General features: G+C 72.8%; 10 protein-coding genes. 7 read left to right on the plus strand and 3 right to left on the minus strand.

Features of this window, described 5'->3' with window-relative positions; translation table 11 throughout:
* Nucleotides 1–158: 158 nt before the first annotated feature.
* Nucleotides 159–1,049 carry a hypothetical protein gene (locus tag SYYSPA8_RS06010; protein ID WP_323445889.1) on the plus strand — a complete coding sequence of 297 codons (891 nt, stop codon included), beginning with the start codon at nucleotides 159–161 and terminating at the stop codon, nucleotides 1,047–1,049.
* 215 nt (nucleotides 1,050–1,264) lie between these two features.
* Here SYYSPA8_RS06010 and SYYSPA8_RS06015 read toward each other — a convergent pair whose 3' ends face one another.
* Complete coding sequence (locus SYYSPA8_RS06015) at nucleotides 1,265–2,713, minus strand: MFS transporter (protein WP_323445890.1); 1,449 nt, start codon at nucleotides 2,711–2,713, stop codon at nucleotides 1,265–1,267.
* A gap of 68 nt (nucleotides 2,714–2,781) precedes the next feature.
* On the opposite strand from SYYSPA8_RS06015, the gene dusB reads away from it, so the two are divergent.
* The 3 genes from dusB (at nucleotide 2,782) to SYYSPA8_RS06030 (ending at nucleotide 8,917) form a co-directional block, all read left to right on the plus strand.
* Entirely contained in the window at nucleotides 2,782–4,110 is a 1,329-nt protein-coding gene (dusB, locus tag SYYSPA8_RS06020) for a tRNA dihydrouridine synthase DusB (protein WP_323445891.1), read from the plus strand.
* 382 nt (nucleotides 4,111–4,492) lie between these two features.
* Nucleotides 4,493–7,216, plus strand: a complete 2,724-nt coding sequence (ppdK, locus tag SYYSPA8_RS06025) for a pyruvate, phosphate dikinase (protein WP_323445892.1) — start codon at nucleotides 4,493–4,495, stop codon at nucleotides 7,214–7,216.
* Between the two features lie 654 nt (nucleotides 7,217–7,870).
* A complete protein-coding gene (locus SYYSPA8_RS06030) occupies nucleotides 7,871–8,917 on the plus strand; it encodes an ArsR/SmtB family transcription factor (RefSeq protein ID WP_323445893.1) in 1,047 nt (348 codons plus the stop codon).
* A 33-nt stretch (nucleotides 8,918–8,950) separates the two neighbouring features.
* Here SYYSPA8_RS06030 and SYYSPA8_RS06035 read toward each other — a convergent pair whose 3' ends face one another.
* Nucleotides 8,951–10,132 (minus strand): alkaline phosphatase PhoX, encoded by a 1,182-nt coding sequence (locus SYYSPA8_RS06035; protein WP_323445894.1) that lies wholly within the window; start codon nucleotides 10,130–10,132, stop codon nucleotides 8,951–8,953.
* 171 nt (nucleotides 10,133–10,303) lie between these two features.
* Nucleotides 10,304–12,394 (minus strand): APC family permease, encoded by a 2,091-nt coding sequence (locus SYYSPA8_RS06040; protein ID WP_323445895.1) that lies wholly within the window; start codon nucleotides 12,392–12,394, stop codon nucleotides 10,304–10,306.
* A 227-nt stretch (nucleotides 12,395–12,621) separates the two neighbouring features.
* On the opposite strand from SYYSPA8_RS06040, the gene SYYSPA8_RS06045 reads away from it, so the two are divergent.
* The 3 genes from SYYSPA8_RS06045 to SYYSPA8_RS06055 all read left to right on the plus strand — a co-directional run bounded on the left by SYYSPA8_RS06045 (nucleotide 12,622) and on the right by SYYSPA8_RS06055 (nucleotide 15,166).
* Nucleotides 12,622–13,227 carry a hypothetical protein gene (locus tag SYYSPA8_RS06045; protein WP_323445896.1) on the plus strand — a complete coding sequence of 202 codons (606 nt, stop codon included), beginning with the start codon at nucleotides 12,622–12,624 and terminating at the stop codon, nucleotides 13,225–13,227.
* Between the two features lie 250 nt (nucleotides 13,228–13,477).
* Complete coding sequence (locus SYYSPA8_RS06050; RefSeq protein WP_323445897.1) at nucleotides 13,478–14,275, plus strand: putative protein N(5)-glutamine methyltransferase; 798 nt, start codon at nucleotides 13,478–13,480, stop codon at nucleotides 14,273–14,275.
* A 105-nt stretch (nucleotides 14,276–14,380) separates the two neighbouring features.
* A complete protein-coding gene (locus tag SYYSPA8_RS06055; protein WP_323445898.1) occupies nucleotides 14,381–15,166 on the plus strand; it encodes a sulfite exporter TauE/SafE family protein in 786 nt (261 codons plus the stop codon).
* The last annotated feature ends 65 nt before the right edge of the window (nucleotides 15,167–15,231 follow it).

The following is a 15,231-nucleotide window of genomic DNA, read 5'->3' on the forward strand; positions in this document are numbered from 1 at the left end:
GCTCCGTCCGTGCCTCGTGCCGGGGCCGTGCCGGTCCCGTAACACCCCTCCGCCATCCCTTGCCGGTGCCGCGGGACCGGGCGTCCCATGGCCTGGGACCCCGCGCTGTCAGTGGCCGGCGTTAGCGTGGGGGCATACGACGAGGGGATCAACTGATCATGAATCGCAAGGCTGTTCGCGTCCTGTCCGTGTCCGTCGCGGTGGCGGCGGCTCTCACCTCCGTGGCCGCGTGCGGCGGCTCCGACGGTGACGCGGAGGGCAAGAAGGGCGGGGAGGGCACGGTGCTGAAGCTGGACCCGATCGCCGCCCTCCGCGAGGTGCAGGCGAAGACGGGCGAGGCCCGGTCCGCCAGGATCGAGGGCAGCACCGAGATGGGCGATCTGATGTCGCTGGAGCAGACCGGCGTCCTCGGCTGGAGCGACGGTCTGACCGGCTCGATGGAGATCACCTACACCGGTGGTTCGATGGCCCGGTCCATGCAGGCGTCCGGCGTGAGCGGCCCGATGCAGGCGCGGTACTTCAAGGACGGCTACGCGGTGAACATGGGGGAGGCGGCCGCCCGCCGGCTCGCCGGCAAGAGCTGGATCAGCTACTCGTACGACGACCTGGCGAAGCTGGCGGGCCCGGCCGGCAGCGTGCTGAAGGACCAGCTCCAGAACAGCACCCCGCAGCAGGCGGTCAAGGCGCTGCTCGCCTCGGGAGATGTGCGGAAGGTCGGCCAGGAGAAGATACGCGGCGTCCAGGCCACGCACTACTCGGGCACGGTGGACGTGGCCGAGCTGTCCGCGGCCAACAGCAAGCTGGACGCGGCCCAGCTGGAGGCGTTCAGGAAGCAGCTCGACGCCGCCGGGATCACCGCCCAGCAGGTCGACGTCTGGATCGACAAGGACAGCCTTCCGGTGAAGAAGGTGGAGAGCGGCGAGATGAAGAACGGCCGCTTCGACAGCACGGTCTACTACAGCGACTACGGGGCGAAGGTCTCGGCGGAGCGGCCGCCGGCGTCACAGACGGTGGACTTCCGGGAGCTGGCGGGCCGCGCCGGCTCCTGACCGCGCCGGATGCGACGGATGCTATCGGCGCAAGGAGGGCGGCGGGGACGGCACGGGCGTCCCTGTGCCGTCCCGGTCCCGGTCCCGGACTCTCGGATCCTGAACTCGCCATACTGCTGCACCCGGTGCGTCCACGGGCCGCCCGCCCGGCCCTGGGTACGGTGGTGGGCGCGGCCGGTCGGGTCCACGGCCGGCAGGTCGATCCGGTCGCCGGGTCAGGGGCCCTGGGTCCGCGCGCGTTCCGGGGTGCCGTGCTGCTCGGGCGGGTCGAGGCGGTCGGCGCAGCGCTGGGCCGTGCTCAGGCCCCAGCGGCCGGTGGTCGCGATGCCCACCAGCAGGATCACCAGACCGGCGCCCGCGATGATCCACCATGCCTCGCGGCTGGCGTCCACGAAGGCCGCCGCGTAGCCGGGGCCGTGCGCGCCGATGGTGACGCCCGCCGCGAGGACCGTGCCGATCACGGCGACGCCCAGGGTCTGGCCGATCTGGCGGCTGGTGGAGGCGACGGCCGCCGCCACTCCGGCCTGGGCGCGGGGCATGCCGGAGACCGCCGTATTGGTGATCGGGGTGTTCACCAGGCCGAAGCCGATCCCGAAGAGCACATAGCCGAGGAAGAGCAGTGGATCGGAGGTCTCCGCCTCGAACGCGGCGAAGAGCACCCCGCACGCGCCCATCGTCACCCCGGCGATCACCAGGGGCAGCCGGGGCCCCCGACTGCCCACCAGCCGGCCCGAGAGCGGTGAGCAGACCAGGGTGAGGCCGGCCATGGGGAGCATGTAGAGCCCGGCGTGCAGGGCCGAGTAGCCCCGGACGTCCTGGAGGTAGAGGGTGTTGAGGAAGAGGAACCCGGCCAGTGACGCGAAGGCGCAGATCGCGGTGATGGTGGCGCCGCTGAACGGAGCGCTGCGGAAGAAGCGCAGGTCGATCAGGGGCTCGCGGCGCCGGGGCTCGTACAGGAGCACCCCCGCCAGGGCCAGCGCCGCGACGACGGCGAAGACCGGGTCCGTCTCGATGATCGCGTAGGTGAGGGAGCCCAGCAGGACGATGATCAGCAGCTGTCCCACGGGGTCCGCGCGCCGGGGCCTGGGGGCGCGGGACTCGGGCACGTACCGCAGGGTCAGCAGCAGCGCCGCGATGCCCACCGGCAGATTGACCCAGAAGATGGAGCGCCAGCCGACGGTGTCCACGAGGAGACCGCCGACCAGCGGTCCCGCGGCCATGGAGATGCCCACGACACCGCCCCAGACGCCGATGGCGCGGGCGCGCTCGGCCGGGTCCGTGAAGGTGTTGGTGATGATCGACATGGCGACGGGGTTGAGCATCGAGCCGCCCACCGCCTGGATCATGCGGAAGACGACCAGGGACTCCAGGGTGGGGGCGAGGGAGCAGAGCAGCGAGCCGAGGGTGAAGAGGACGAGACCGGCGGTGAAGACCTTGCGGCGGCCGATCCGGTCGGCGGTCGACCCGGCGAGCATCAGCAGCGAGGCGAGGACCAGGGTGTAGGCGTCGATCGTCCACTGGAGGCCGGAGACCGAGGCGCCCAGCTCCCTGCCGATCGAGGGGAGCGCCACATTGAGGATGGTGTTGTCGAGGCTGACGATCAGCAGGCTCATGCAGCAGATCGCCAGGACCAGCAGCCTCCGTCGCGGAGTCAGCTCCTGCATGTCATGGATAGTACGGCTAACTAATCAACCGTGCGCCGTGGTGATGCGCCATACGGGACAATGGACGGATGACCACGCTCGCCCCCGTCCCGCCGCCCGTCCCGCAGGCCGGTGCGCCGACCGCTCCGCAGCAGGCCGACCCGGCCGCCGGGGCGGCCGCTCCGGCGCTGGCCATCGGGCCGCACGTCGTCCAGCCCCCGGTGGTGCTCGCGCCCATGGCCGGGATCACCAACGCGCCCTTCAGGACCCTGTGCCGGGAGTTCGCGGAGGGCGTCCGGGGCTTCGGCGACCGTGCGGACCGTGCGGACCGGGCCCCGGCGACTTCGACGGACGCGGTGGGCGCGGCGGGGACGTTCAGCAAGGGCCTGTTCGTCAGCGAGATGATCACCACGCGCGCCCTGGTCGAGCGCAACGAGAAGACCATGCAGCTGATCCACTTCGACGCGGGCGAGACGCCCCGGTCGATCCAGCTGTACGGGGTCGACCCGGTCACCGTCGGCAAGGCGGTCCGGATGATCGTGGACGAGGGCCTGGCCGACCACATCGATCTGAACTTCGGCTGCCCGGTCCCCAAGGTCACCCGCAAGGGCGGCGGCTCCGCCCTGCCCTACAAGCGGCCGCTGCTGCGGGCGATCCTCCACGAGGCCGTCTCCAACGCCGGCGCGCTGCCGGTCACGATGAAGATGCGCAAGGGCATCGACGACGACCACCTCACCTATCTCGACGCGGGCCGGATCGCCGTGGACGAGGGCGTCACCGCGATCGCCCTGCACGGGCGCACCGCGGCCCAGCACTACGGCGGCACGGCGGACTGGGAGGCGATCGCCCGGCTGAAGGAGCACGTCCCCGAGATCCCCGTCCTGGGCAACGGCGACATCTGGTCCGCCGGGGACGCCCTGCGGATGATGCGCGAGACGGGCTGCGACGGCGTGGTCGTCGGGCGCGGCTGCCTGGGGCGGCCCTGGCTGTTCAGCGATCTGGTGGCGGCTTTCGAGGGCGGGGGTGAGGGCGAGGGAGAAGGCGGCGGCGCGGCGGCCGCCCCGGGCCTCGCGGAGGTCGCCGCCGTGATGCGGCGCCACGCGGAGCTGCTGGGGGAGTGGATCGGCGACGAGACGCGCGGAGTGATCGACTTCCGTAAGCACGTGGCCTGGTATCTGAAGGGCTTCTCGGTCGGCTCCGAGATGCGCAAGCGGCTGGCGATCACCTCGTCCCTCGCCGAGCTGGACGAGCAGCTGGCCCTGCTCGATCTGGACCAGCCCTGGCCGCTGGGGGCGGACGGCCCGCGCGGCCGGACCTCCGGCAACAACCGGGTGGTCCTGCCGGACGGCTGGCTGAAGGACCCCTACGACTGCTCGGCCGTCAGCGCCGACGCGGAGCTGGACACCTCGGGCGGCTGAGGTACGGCCGGAGCCGGTCCCCGCGGTCTCCGGCAGGCGTGATTCTCGCCACCCTTGATAGGGGTGCCGCTCAGATGAGCGATTCTTTGGCGACTGCATCTTTCGGAAGAGTGGCACTGGGTGCCACTCTTCTTGGCTTCACCCCTCCGCCCAACCGGCACTCTGTGTCAGCTCTACGCGGGCGGTGGGTCGCCTTCCGTATGGATGCCTTCAAGGCTTGAAGACAGGCCCCCGGCCTTCTTGATCCGAGGGTGACTTTCGATCCCCTGGCGGACGAGTGGTTACGGCCGTATGACGACCAAGTGGACGTACCAAGGCGCCTTCGATCTGGGTATGTTCCTCGCCGTCAGGGCAGCCACCGAGCCTCGAAAGGTCGAGAGCCGTGTCGGAAAGCACAGAACACTCGGGTCAGAAGTTCGTTTATGACTTCACCGAAGGCAACCGGGACCTGAAGGACCTGCTCGGCGGCAAGGGCGCCAACCTCGCCGAGATGACCAACCTCCGGCTGCCCGTACCGCCGGGCTTCACCATCACCACGGAGGCGTGCAGGGTCTATCTCGACAGCGGCTCCGAGCCCCCCGCCCTCCGCGACGAGGTGAGTGCGCACCTCGACGCCCTGGAGCGGCACATGGGCAAGAAGCTGGGCCAGGCGGACGACCCCCTCCTCGTCTCCGTCCGCTCCGGCGCCAAGTTCTCCATGCCCGGCATGATGGACACCGTCCTCAACATCGGCCTCTCCGACGCCTCGGTCGCCGGCCTCGCCCAGCAGGCGGGCGACGAGCGCTTCGCCTGGGACTCGTACCGCCGGCTCGTCCAGATGTTCGGCAAGACCGTCCTCGGCGTCGACGGCGAACTCTTTGAAGAGGCCCTGGACGAGGCGAAGGCCGCCAAGGGCGTCACCGACGACACCGATCTGGACGCCGGTGATCTGCGCGCGCTGGTCAAGGCGTTCAAGGGGATCGTCACGGAGCGGACCGGCCGGGAGTTCCCGCAGGACCCCCGCGAGCAGATGGACCTCGCGGTCCGTGCCGTCTTCGACTCCTGGAACGGCGACCGCGCCCGGCTCTACCGCCGCCAGGAACGCATCCCGGGCGACCTCGGCACCGCCGTCAACATCTGCTCCATGGTCTTCGGCAACCTCGGCCCCGACTCCGGCACCGGCGTCGCCTTCACCCGCGACCCGGCCAGCGGCCAGCAGGGCGTCTACGGCGACTACCTCCAGAACGCGCAGGGCGAGGACGTCGTCGCGGGCATCCGCAACACCGTCCCCCTCGCCGATCTGGAGACCATCGACAAGGCGTCCTACGACCGCCTGATGGAGATCATGGAGACGCTGGAGAACCACTACAAGGACCTCTGCGACATCGAGTTCACCATCGAGCGCGGCCGGCTGTGGATGCTCCAGACCCGGGTCGGCAAGCGGACCGCGGGCGCGGCCTTCCGCATCGCCACCCAACTCGTCGACCAGGGCCTGATCGACGAGGCCGAGGCGCTGAAGCGGGTCAACGGCGCCCAGCTCGCGCAGCTGATGTTCCCCCGCTTCGACGAGAACGCGACCGTCGAACTCCTGGGCCGGGGCATCGCCGCGTCCCCGGGCGCGGCCGTCGGCAAGGCCGTCTTCGACTCGTACACCGCCGTCAAGTGGTCCCGCTCCGGTGAGCGGGTGATCCTGATCCGCCGCGAGACCAACCCCGACGACCTGGACGGGATGATCGCCGCCGAGGGCATCCTCACCTCGCGCGGCGGCAAGACCTCGCACGCCGCCGTCGTCGCCCGGGGCATGGGCAAGACCTGTGTCTGCGGCGCGGAGGACCTGGACGTCGACACCAAGCGGCGCCGGATGACCGTGGGCGGCACGGTCGTGGAGGAGGGCGACGTCGTCTCCGTCGACGGTTCCACCGGCAAGGTCTACCTCGGTGAGGTGCCCGTCGTCCCGTCCCCGGTGGTCGAGTACTTCGAGGGCCGGATGCACGCCGGCGCCGACGACGCCGACGAACTCGTCGTCGCCGTCCACCGGATGATGGCGTACGCGGACCGGGTGCGCCGGCTGCGGGTGCGGGCCAACGCCGACAACGCCGAGGACGCCCTGCGCGCCCGGCGCTTCGGGGCCCAGGGCATCGGCCTGTGCCGCACCGAGCACATGTTCCTCGGCGAGCGCCGCGAGATGGTGGAGCGGCTGATCCTCGCGGACACCGACGAGGAGCGCACCACGGCCCTGGAGCAGCTGCTCCCGCTCCAGCGGCAGGACTTCGTGGAGCTGTTCGAGGCGATGGACGGCCTGCCGGTGACGGTGCGGCTGCTCGACCCGCCGCTGCACGAGTTCCTGCCGGACATCACCGAACTGTCGGTACGGGTGGCCCTGGCCGAGGCCCGCGAGGACCACAACGAGAACGATCTGCGGCTGCTCCAGGCGGTGCACCGGCTGCACGAGCAGAACCCGATGCTGGGGCTGCGCGGGGTACGGCTGGGACTGGTCATCCCCGGGCTCTTCACCATGCAGGTGCGGGCCATCGCCGAGGCGGCGGCCGCCCGGAAGAACGCCAAGGGCGACCCCCGCGCCGAGATCATGATCCCGCTGGTGGGCACCGTCCAGGAGCTGGAGATCGTCCGGGACGAGGCCGAGCAGGTCATGGCGGAGGTGGCGGCCGCCACCGGGGTGGCGCTGCGGCTGGCCCTGGGCACGATGATCGAGCTGCCGCGCGCCGCGCTGACGGCGGGGCAGATCGCGGAGGCCGCCGAGTTCTTCAGCTTCGGCACCAACGACCTCACCCAGACGGTGTGGGGCTTCTCCCGGGACGACGTCGAGGCCAGCTTCTTCACCGCGTACCTGGAGAAGGGGATCTTCGGGGTCTCGCCGTTCGAGACGATCGACCGGGACGGGGTGGGGGCGCTGGTGCGCAGCGCGGCGGCGGCCGGGCGGGCCACCCGGCCCGATCTCAAGCTGGGCGTGTGCGGGGAGCACGGCGGGGACCCGGAGTCGGTCCACTTCTTCCACGGGGTGGGCCTGGACTACGTCTCCTGCTCACCGTTCCGGATCCCGGTGGCACGGCTGGAGGCGGGCCGGGCGGCGGTGCTCTCCCGGCACGGGGCCGACTCCGGGCGCTGAGACGGAGACCGCCCGCCGGGGGTCCATCGTGGTCGCCGCCGTGGTCGCCGCCGGGGGTCGCCGACGGGTCCGACGGGGTCCGACGGTGTCCGACGGGGTCTGCCGGTGCGGGCCCCGGGGCCGGTGGTTCCCCGGGACGTACGGGACGGGCGGGACGCACAGAACACACGGGGGAATTGAGGTTCCCCGGGGCACTTCCTGTAAAGGGTCTGTCGATTTATCGGCTTCCCCGGATGTGGTGCCGTTGTCGTCCCGTTGTGTTGTCGTCCCGATGTCGGGAAGTCGTCCGGGCGATGTGATACCGAACACATCCCGGGCCCGGCGCGGATCATGAGTAACCCAATTCCCGCCGCCGGACGGTGGGAAAACAGGGCGGTGCGCGGCCGCGGATCCCCATCCACGGCCGCGCTCCATTACCCCAGCCGGACAGGGAGCCGCACCCTCTGTCACCCGCCGCCGGATGTGCGAAGCCCCCCACGGTCTTCGTGCATCCATCGGAGACAGAAGGAACCTGCCCGACGCCGTACAGCCTTTCGGTTCGCACCCGACCCGGGCGAGACATTTCAACTCTGGCTGAAACCCCGTGGTAACCGGCTGTGATGGCGTGCATACTCAGTGATCGGGGGCAATTGCGGGTGCAACAGTGGGGGTTCGGTGCTTCGTATCCATTTCACCGGCGACGACCTTGCCCAGGTGCGAATGGCCGTCAAGCCTGACGCGTTGTGGGAAACGATTCTCAGTTTTCATCGATTGAGAGAGCGGCGGCGCGCTCAGATGTTCGGCGAATGGCGATCGGAAGCGCGGTCACGGTTGAATGGTGAAACAAGCCTGCTGTCCGCTCTGGTCCCGCCCCGGGGCTATTTCCCGGACTTTCTCACTCCGCCCGACTGCGGGGGCGGTCTCGACGCCGGACTGGAGGCGATCCGCGCCACCGCGCCGGAGCGGCTGCATGGTGAACTGACCCTGGTTTCGGCCGGCCGGGGGCCGCAGGAGAAGTCCCCCGAGCGCTCCGGCGACCGGGGCGCGGAGCGGGCCGCCGAGCGCGCCGGCCGCCTCGCCGGGCTCGGCGAGGGCCGCCCGGGCGCGCTGAACCGGCTGATCTCCGTCCTGCGCGGCTACCACCGCGCGGCCATCGAGCCGTACTGGGGCCACATCCGGGCCCGGGTGGAGGCCGACCGCGCCATCCGGGGCCGGGCGCTCCTCGACGGCGGCGCCGCCGAACTGCTGGCCACCCTCCCGCCGGTGCTCCGCTGGCGCGCCCCCGTCCTGGAGGCCGACTACCCCGTCGACCGCGAACTCCACCTGGACGGCCGGGGGCTGCTGCTCCAGCCCTCGCTCTTCTGCCGGGGCACCCCGGTCGTCTACCGGGACGCCACCCTGCCGCCGGTCCTGGTCTACCCGGTCGCCCACACCCCGGACCCGGCCTTCGGCGACTGCGCGGGCGCCCTCGGGCCCTCGCTGGGACGGCTCGTGGGCCACACCCGCTCCGCCGTCCTCCAGGCCATCCGCTACGGCTGCACCACCAGCGAACTCGCCCGCAGGGCCGGGGTCTCCCTCGCCTCGGCCAGCCAGCACGCGGCCGTGCTCCGGGACGCCGGCCTGGTGCTGACGCTGCGCCACGGCAACTCGGTCCTGCACACCCTGACCCCGCTGGGCGCCGCCCTGCTGCGGGGCGGCGCACCGGCGGAGGCGGCAGGCTGACCGGCCCGACCGGTCAGCCGCGCGCGGACGGACTCAGTGCCGGAAGGGGCCCGTCACCTCGTAGGTGATCCCGCCCGACGACGAACCGCTCGTCCCGCGCTGGCTGGAGAAGTAGAGCCGGGACCCGTCCGGGGAGAAGGCCGGTCCGGTGATCTCCGACGACGACTGGCCCTGGAGCCGCAGGAAGGGCGCCACCTCGCCCTCCGGGGTGATCACACAGATGTCCATGGAGCCGCCGTCCTCCGCGACGAACAGATCACCCGACGCGCTCCCCGTCACGTTGTCGACCCCGGTCAGCGGCGCGCCGGAGTCGATCAGGGAGTCGTCGTAGGCGAGTTCGTAGGTGCTCGGACCCAGATTCAGCCGCCACACCCGGTTGTCACCCTTGGTCGTGAACCACACCGTGTCGTCGGCGTAGTGGCAGCCCTCGCCGCCGCTGAACCGCTTCGCGCCCGCGACCTGGGAGCGGGTCGCCGTCGGCGAGCCGTCCGGGTCCGGTACGTCCGCCCAGGCGAAGGAGCCCGAGGTGCCGCTGCCCGCCGTCAGGACCTGGAGCCGCCCGGCGGAGAGGTCCCCCCACGTGGTCGGCAGGAAGCGGTACAGGCAGCCGTTGGACTCGTCCTCCGTCAGATAGACCGCCTGCCGCACCGGGTCGGCGGCCGCCGCCTCGTGCTTGAAGCGGCCCAGGGCGTCCCGCCGTACGGCCGCCCTGATCCCGTACGGGTCCGTCTCGTACACGTACCCCCGGCCGACCTCCTCGCAGGAGAGCCAGGTGTGCCAGGGCGTCGCGCCGCCCGCGCAGTTCTGCCGGGTCCCCGACAGGATCCGGTAGGCGCCCGTGACCGTGCCCGAGGAGTCGAAACGGACGGCTCCGGCGCCGCCCGACGGGTCGATCTCCGAGTTGGAGACGTAGATCCAGCCGCCGCCGTCGGGGAAGCACGCCCCGCCGTCCGGCGCGTGGTGCCAGGTGTACGAGGAGTTCGGGACCCGCTGTCCGGAGCGGGCGACCACCCGGCCGGTGAAGCCGCGCGGCAGCGAGAGACCGTCCGCGTCGGCCGGGCCGAGCGCGCCGTAGGGGCCGGGGCCCGGCCGGGCGGGTCCGGCGTGGGCCGCGCCGCGCCAGAGGGAGCCGCCGAACGCGGCGGCCGACGCGCCGATGACGGCCGTACGGAGAAGTCCGCGCCGGCCGGGGCCGGGGCGCTGAAGGGGATCCATGCGTCGCTCCAGGGGAACTGGTGACCGCTCGCGCCGCCGGGCGGCGGCACGAGGTCGCGCGACGAGGGAACCTAGAACCGGAAGCTTGACGGAGCGTCAACAACGGGTGACGTCCGCCGGTCGGTCCCGGGGAGGTTCCGGGGTGCCCCAGGCCGGTGCGGGGCCGTCGGATCAGCTCCGGGGCGGCCGGGGGATCGACGCGCCCCCAGTATCGGCCCCGGACCGGCCCGGAGTGGAACCGGAACTTCCGGAACCGGCCCCCGGACGGCCGGTGTCACCCGCCCGGGCCCCGGACGCCCCCGGCCGGCCGGCGCCGCCTTCGAACGCCCCCGCACCCGGCCCCCGCCGGAGCTGCGGCCCCCGCCCGGACTGTGCCTCCGGCGCCCGCCGGGAATGCGCCTGCGGCCCCAGCCGGAACCGCAGCCGGCAGATCGCCGCCTGCGTGTCCCGGCGCACCGCGTGCGCCAGCACCGCCCCCCGCTGGTTCTGGAGCAGCCGCTGCCACAGCCGGTCCGGCTCCACCTCCGGGATCAGCACCGTCACCCGGGTGTTGGGGTGGTACCGGTAGATCCGGCGGACGTACTCCGACACCGGCCGCCCTATCGTCCGGTGCTCCGAACTCAGCTCCACCCCCGGACTCCACCGCTCCCAGTCCCGGCGCAGCTCCCGCGACGCCTCCTGGTCCTCCGGGTCCTGCCGGTGGGTGACGGTCACCGCCCGCACCTCGTCCCCCATCGACACGGCGGCGTTCAGCGCCTCGCTCGTCAGCCGCGACAGATGCGACACGGGCACGATGACCAGGGAGCGCTCCCGGTGCGGCGCCTCCGGCAGCCGGCCCAGGGCGATCCGCTCGTCGATGTGCCCGTACGCCCGGTGCACCCGCTCGAAGAGCACCACCAGCGCGGGCAGCGCCAGCACGATCAGCCACGCCCCCTCCGTGAACTTGGTCGCGGTCACCACGATCGTGCTCACCCCCGTCAGCAGCGCGCCGAAACCGCTCAGGAACGCCCGCGTCCGCCACCCGGGCGACCGCCGGGACCGCCAGTGGACCACCATGCCCGCCTGGCAGATGGTGAAGCCGACGAACACGCCGATCGCGAAGAGCGGCACCAGCGTGTTGGTGTCGCCCCCGGAGAACAGCAGCAGCAGCGTCGCGACCCCGGCCAGCGCCAGCACCCCGTGCCGGTGCACCTCGCGGTCCGCCTTCAGCCGGAAGACGTGCGGCAGGAAGTTGTCCCGGGCCAGCAGGGACATCAGCACCGGCAGCCCGCCGAAGGACGTGTTCGCGGCGAGCGCCAGCAGCACGACCGTGGCGAACTGGACCACGTAGAAACCCCAGCCGTGCCCCAGCGACGCGTCCGCCAGCTGCGCGAGGACCGTGACCCCCTCCACCGGCTGGATCCTGAAGCGCGCGATCAGGATCGACAGACCGATCAGCATCACCCCGAGCAGCGCCCCGAGCGCGACCTCCGTCCGCTGCGCCCGCCGCGCGGCCGGGGCCTTGAACGACGGTACGGCGTTGGCGACCGCCTCCACCCCGGTCAGCGCCGAACAGCCGGACGCGAACGCCTTGATCAGCAGCAGCGCCCCGACCGTGGTGGCGTTCTCCGCGAGCACCGGGGCATGGCCCGCCGCCGTCTCGGTGGACACCGGCCCGTCCCGGAAGAGCCCCACGGCGATCAGGGTCAGGATCGACCCCACGAAGACCGCCGTGGGCACGATGAACGCCCGCGCCGAGTCGACGATCCCGCGCAGGTTCACCACCGTCACCAGCGCCAGCACCCCCAGGCACAGCCAGAGCCGGTCCGGGTAGAGGGAGGGGAAGGCGGAGGTGAGCGCGGCCACGCCCGCCGTCACCGACACGGCCACATTGAGGACGTAGTCCAGGACCAGGGACGCGGCGGCGGTCAGCCCGGCCCGCCGCCCCAGATGGGCGCGCGCGACCGCGTACGCCCCGCCGCCGTCCGGGAAGGCGGCGATGACCTGCCGGTACGAGGCCACCAGCACGGCCAGCAGGACCGCGATGGCGAGCGTGACCGGCAGGGTGTAGCCGAGGCCGACCCCGCCCGCCGTGGCGAGGACGAGAACGATGGCCTCGGGGCCGTACGCCACGGACGCCATCGCGTCGAGGGAGAGCGCGGCGAGACCCTGGAGCGAGGTGAGCCGGTGCCGCTCGCCCGGACGGACCGGGGAAGCCGGGTCTGACGGCACCGGGGCCACCGGGTGACCGGAGGGGCCGGAAGGAAGAGAGCGAAGGGTCATCGTGCGCGTGGCCTCCGGTGGTGAAACCCCCGGGAACGCGGCACGGCGCTCCCGGGGCGGGCAGCCCCAGCGTGCGGGCGCGCCTCCCGGTCGGCGGGCTCTCTTGTCGGGTCCCTTGCACCCAGGGGGCCCGTCTTCACACGACGTTGACGCGGGGTGGAGAAATCCCGTCAGTAACCGCCGGTGTCGCGGACAGCGCGGGGGCCGGGGGCCTACCGTTCCCGCCTATGGAGAGCGAGAGAAGAGACAGCGGCGGCGAGCGGGGACACGGGCGGGACGGGTCGGGGCACGGGCCCGGACACCCGCCGGCGGGCGGCGGCGGGCCGGTGCTCGCCGAGGACCGGCGCTGGGTCCACGACCTGTGGGCCGCCGCGTTCTGCGCACTGAACCTCTTCGTCCTCCTCCATGTCGTCGACCTCTGCGCGGGCGATCTCGGAGCGGCGCGCTCCGCGCTGTGGACCGCGCTCGCGCTGCTCCTGTTCGTGGTCCTCTTCCCGCCCCGGGTGACGGCCGGCCGGCACTGGCTCTCGGTCCGGGGGCTGCTGCGCGAACACCGCGTCAGCACCGACCAGCTCACCCAGGTGGCCCGCCGCGACGGGGTCGCCCAGCGGATCGTGCTCCGGGACGCGCGGGGCGGACGGGTCGAGGTGGACCCGGCCACCCTCACCGGCAATCCGCTGCTCTGGCACGAACTCGACCTCGGGGCCCGCAGGGCGCGCGAGAACGGACTGCTCACCACCGGGTCGGCGGTGCTCCAGCGGCTCGCGGACCGGATCGCCCGGATGGAATCGGACACCGCCCGCGCGCTGTTCGAGGCGTCGGACCTGCGCTGAGCGGGGGCCCGGTCCGGTGGTTCCGTACCTGGCTAGGAGGCCCGTACGACGGCGTACGCGCGGGAACGGCCGGACGGTACGCGCGAGAACCGGCCAGGTACCAGGGGCCCGCCCGGCGTGGTCCCGCGGCCGCCCCCGGAAGCCGCCGGTAGGGTGTCCGCCCGCGCCCCTGGGCCGCCCGGGAAGGGGGTACGCCCCGCCGTGGCGGGCCGGGCCCGGAGCGTCCTTCGGTCCCTCCGGAAGGTCCCCCATGTCCCTCCCGCCCCGCCGTGCCGTCGTCACGGCCCTCCGCGCCGCCGGCTGTGTCTTCGCCGAGGAGGAGGCCCAACTGCTGCTCGCGGCGGCCGGCCCCGCCGCACCCGCCCACCTCGCCGCGCTCCTCCACCGGCGGATCTCCGGCGAGCCGCTGGAACACGTCCTCGGCTGGGCCGAGTTCCGGGGCGTGCGGTACGCGGTCGACCGGGGCGTCTTCGTCCCCCGCCGCCGTACCGCCTTCCTGGTGGAGCGCGCCGCGGCCCTCGCGCCCCCGGCCGGCCCGGCCGCCCCGGTCGTGGTCGACCTCTGCTGCGGTACGGGAGCACTGGGCGCGGCGCTCACGGCGGAGCTGGGCGGCGCCGAACTCCACTGCGTGGACATCGACCCGGCGGCCGTCGGCTGCGCCCGCCGCAATGTGCGGCCGGTCGGCGGGACGGCCCACGAGGGCGATCTGTACGGTCCGCTGCCGGCGCGGCTGCGCGGCCGGGTCCAGCTGCTCCTGGCCAATGTGCCCTATGTGCCCACCGGCGAGATCGCGCTGCTGCCCGCCGAGGCCCGGCTGCACGAGGCCCGTATCGCGCTCGACGGCGGCCCGGACGGCTTCGACGTCCTGCGGCGGGTGGCGGCCGGCGCGGGGGAGTGGCTGCGGCCCGGCGGCTCCCTGCTCTTCGAGACGAGCGAACGGCAGTCGGCGGGGGCGGTACGGATCACGGAGCGGGCCGGCCTGCTGCCCGGGGTCGCCCGGTCGGGGGAGCTGCACGCGACGGTGGTGACCGGGACCCGGCGGGTGTGACCGGAACCCGGCGGGTGTGACCCGGCGCTGTGATCCGGCGGCTGTGATCCGTACCCCCTTGGAGATCGTTGGACGGCCCGACCTCTTGATCCTTAGGGTCACCAGGTGCCCGACATATCGCTGACCACACTGTTTCTGCTCGCCGTCGCCGCCGCGGCGGCCGGCTGGATCGACGCCGTGGTGGGCGGCGGAGGACTGCTGTTCCTGCCCGCGCTGCTCCTCGGACTGCCCCAGGCCCCGGCCGCCCAGGTGCTCGGCACCAACAAGGCGGTGGCCATCGTCGGGACGACGGGGGCGGCCGTCACCTATCTGCGCGCGACCCCGGTCCCGGTGCGCACGGCCGTCCGGATCGGGCTGGCGGCGCTCGCCGGATCCATGGCCGGCGCCTTCTTCGCGGCCGGGATCAGCAGCGCGGTGCTCCGGCCCGTGATCATGGTGGTACTGCTCGCCGTGGCCGCGTTCGTGCTGCTGCGCCCCCGGTTCGGCACGGTCCCCGAGGAGCGGCGGCGGGAGGTGACCCGGGCCCGGACGGTCGCCGCGATCGTCCTGGTCGGCGGCGGTATCGGCTTCTACGACGGGCTGTTCGGGCCGGGCACCGGCACCTTCCTGGTGCTGGCGCTGACCGCCGTGCTCCAGCTGGACCTGGTGACGGCCTCGGCCACCGCGAAGATCGTCAACGTCTGCACCAACGCCGGGGCGCTGGCGATGTTCGCCTGGCAGGGGGCGGTGCTGTGGCAGCTCGCCCTGGTGCTGGCGGTCTTCAACCTGCTGGGCGCGATGGCCGGCGCGCGGATGGCGCTGCGGAAGGGGACCGGTTTCGTGCGGGGGGTGCTGCTCACGGTGGTGCTCGCGCTGGTGGCCAAGCTCGCCTTCGACCAGTGGATGGCCTGACCCGCCCTCGTACCGGCGGCGCCGAAGTGAAGTCACTGAAAGGCCAGGACGGCGACACCTCTTGG

This window comes from Streptomyces yaizuensis (assembly GCF_034961445.1).
Taxonomy (GTDB): Bacteria; Actinomycetota; Actinomycetes; order Streptomycetales; family Streptomycetaceae; genus Streptomyces; species Streptomyces yaizuensis.

Bases quoted from the DNA above. Each gene is read 5' to 3' on its own strand.
- dusB (WP_323445891.1), top strand. From the start codon at position 2,782: ATGACCACGCTCGCCCCCGTCCCGCCGCCCGTCCCGCAGGCCGGTGCG.
- SYYSPA8_RS06010 (WP_323445889.1), top strand. From the start codon at position 159: ATGAATCGCAAGGCTGTTCGCGTCCTGTCCGTGTCCGTCGCGGTGGCG.
- SYYSPA8_RS06045 (WP_323445896.1), top strand. From the start codon at position 12,622: ATGGAGAGCGAGAGAAGAGACAGCGGCGGCGAGCGGGGACACGGGCGG.
- SYYSPA8_RS06015 (WP_323445890.1), bottom strand. From the start codon at position 2,713: ATGCAGGAGCTGACTCCGCGACGGAGGCTGCTGGTCCTGGCGATCTGC.
- SYYSPA8_RS06040 (WP_323445895.1), bottom strand. From the start codon at position 12,394: ATGACCCTTCGCTCTCTTCCTTCCGGCCCCTCCGGTCACCCGGTGGCC.
- SYYSPA8_RS06050 (WP_323445897.1), top strand. From the start codon at position 13,478: ATGTCCCTCCCGCCCCGCCGTGCCGTCGTCACGGCCCTCCGCGCCGCC.
- SYYSPA8_RS06035 (WP_323445894.1), bottom strand. From the start codon at position 10,132: ATGGATCCCCTTCAGCGCCCCGGCCCCGGCCGGCGCGGACTTCTCCGT.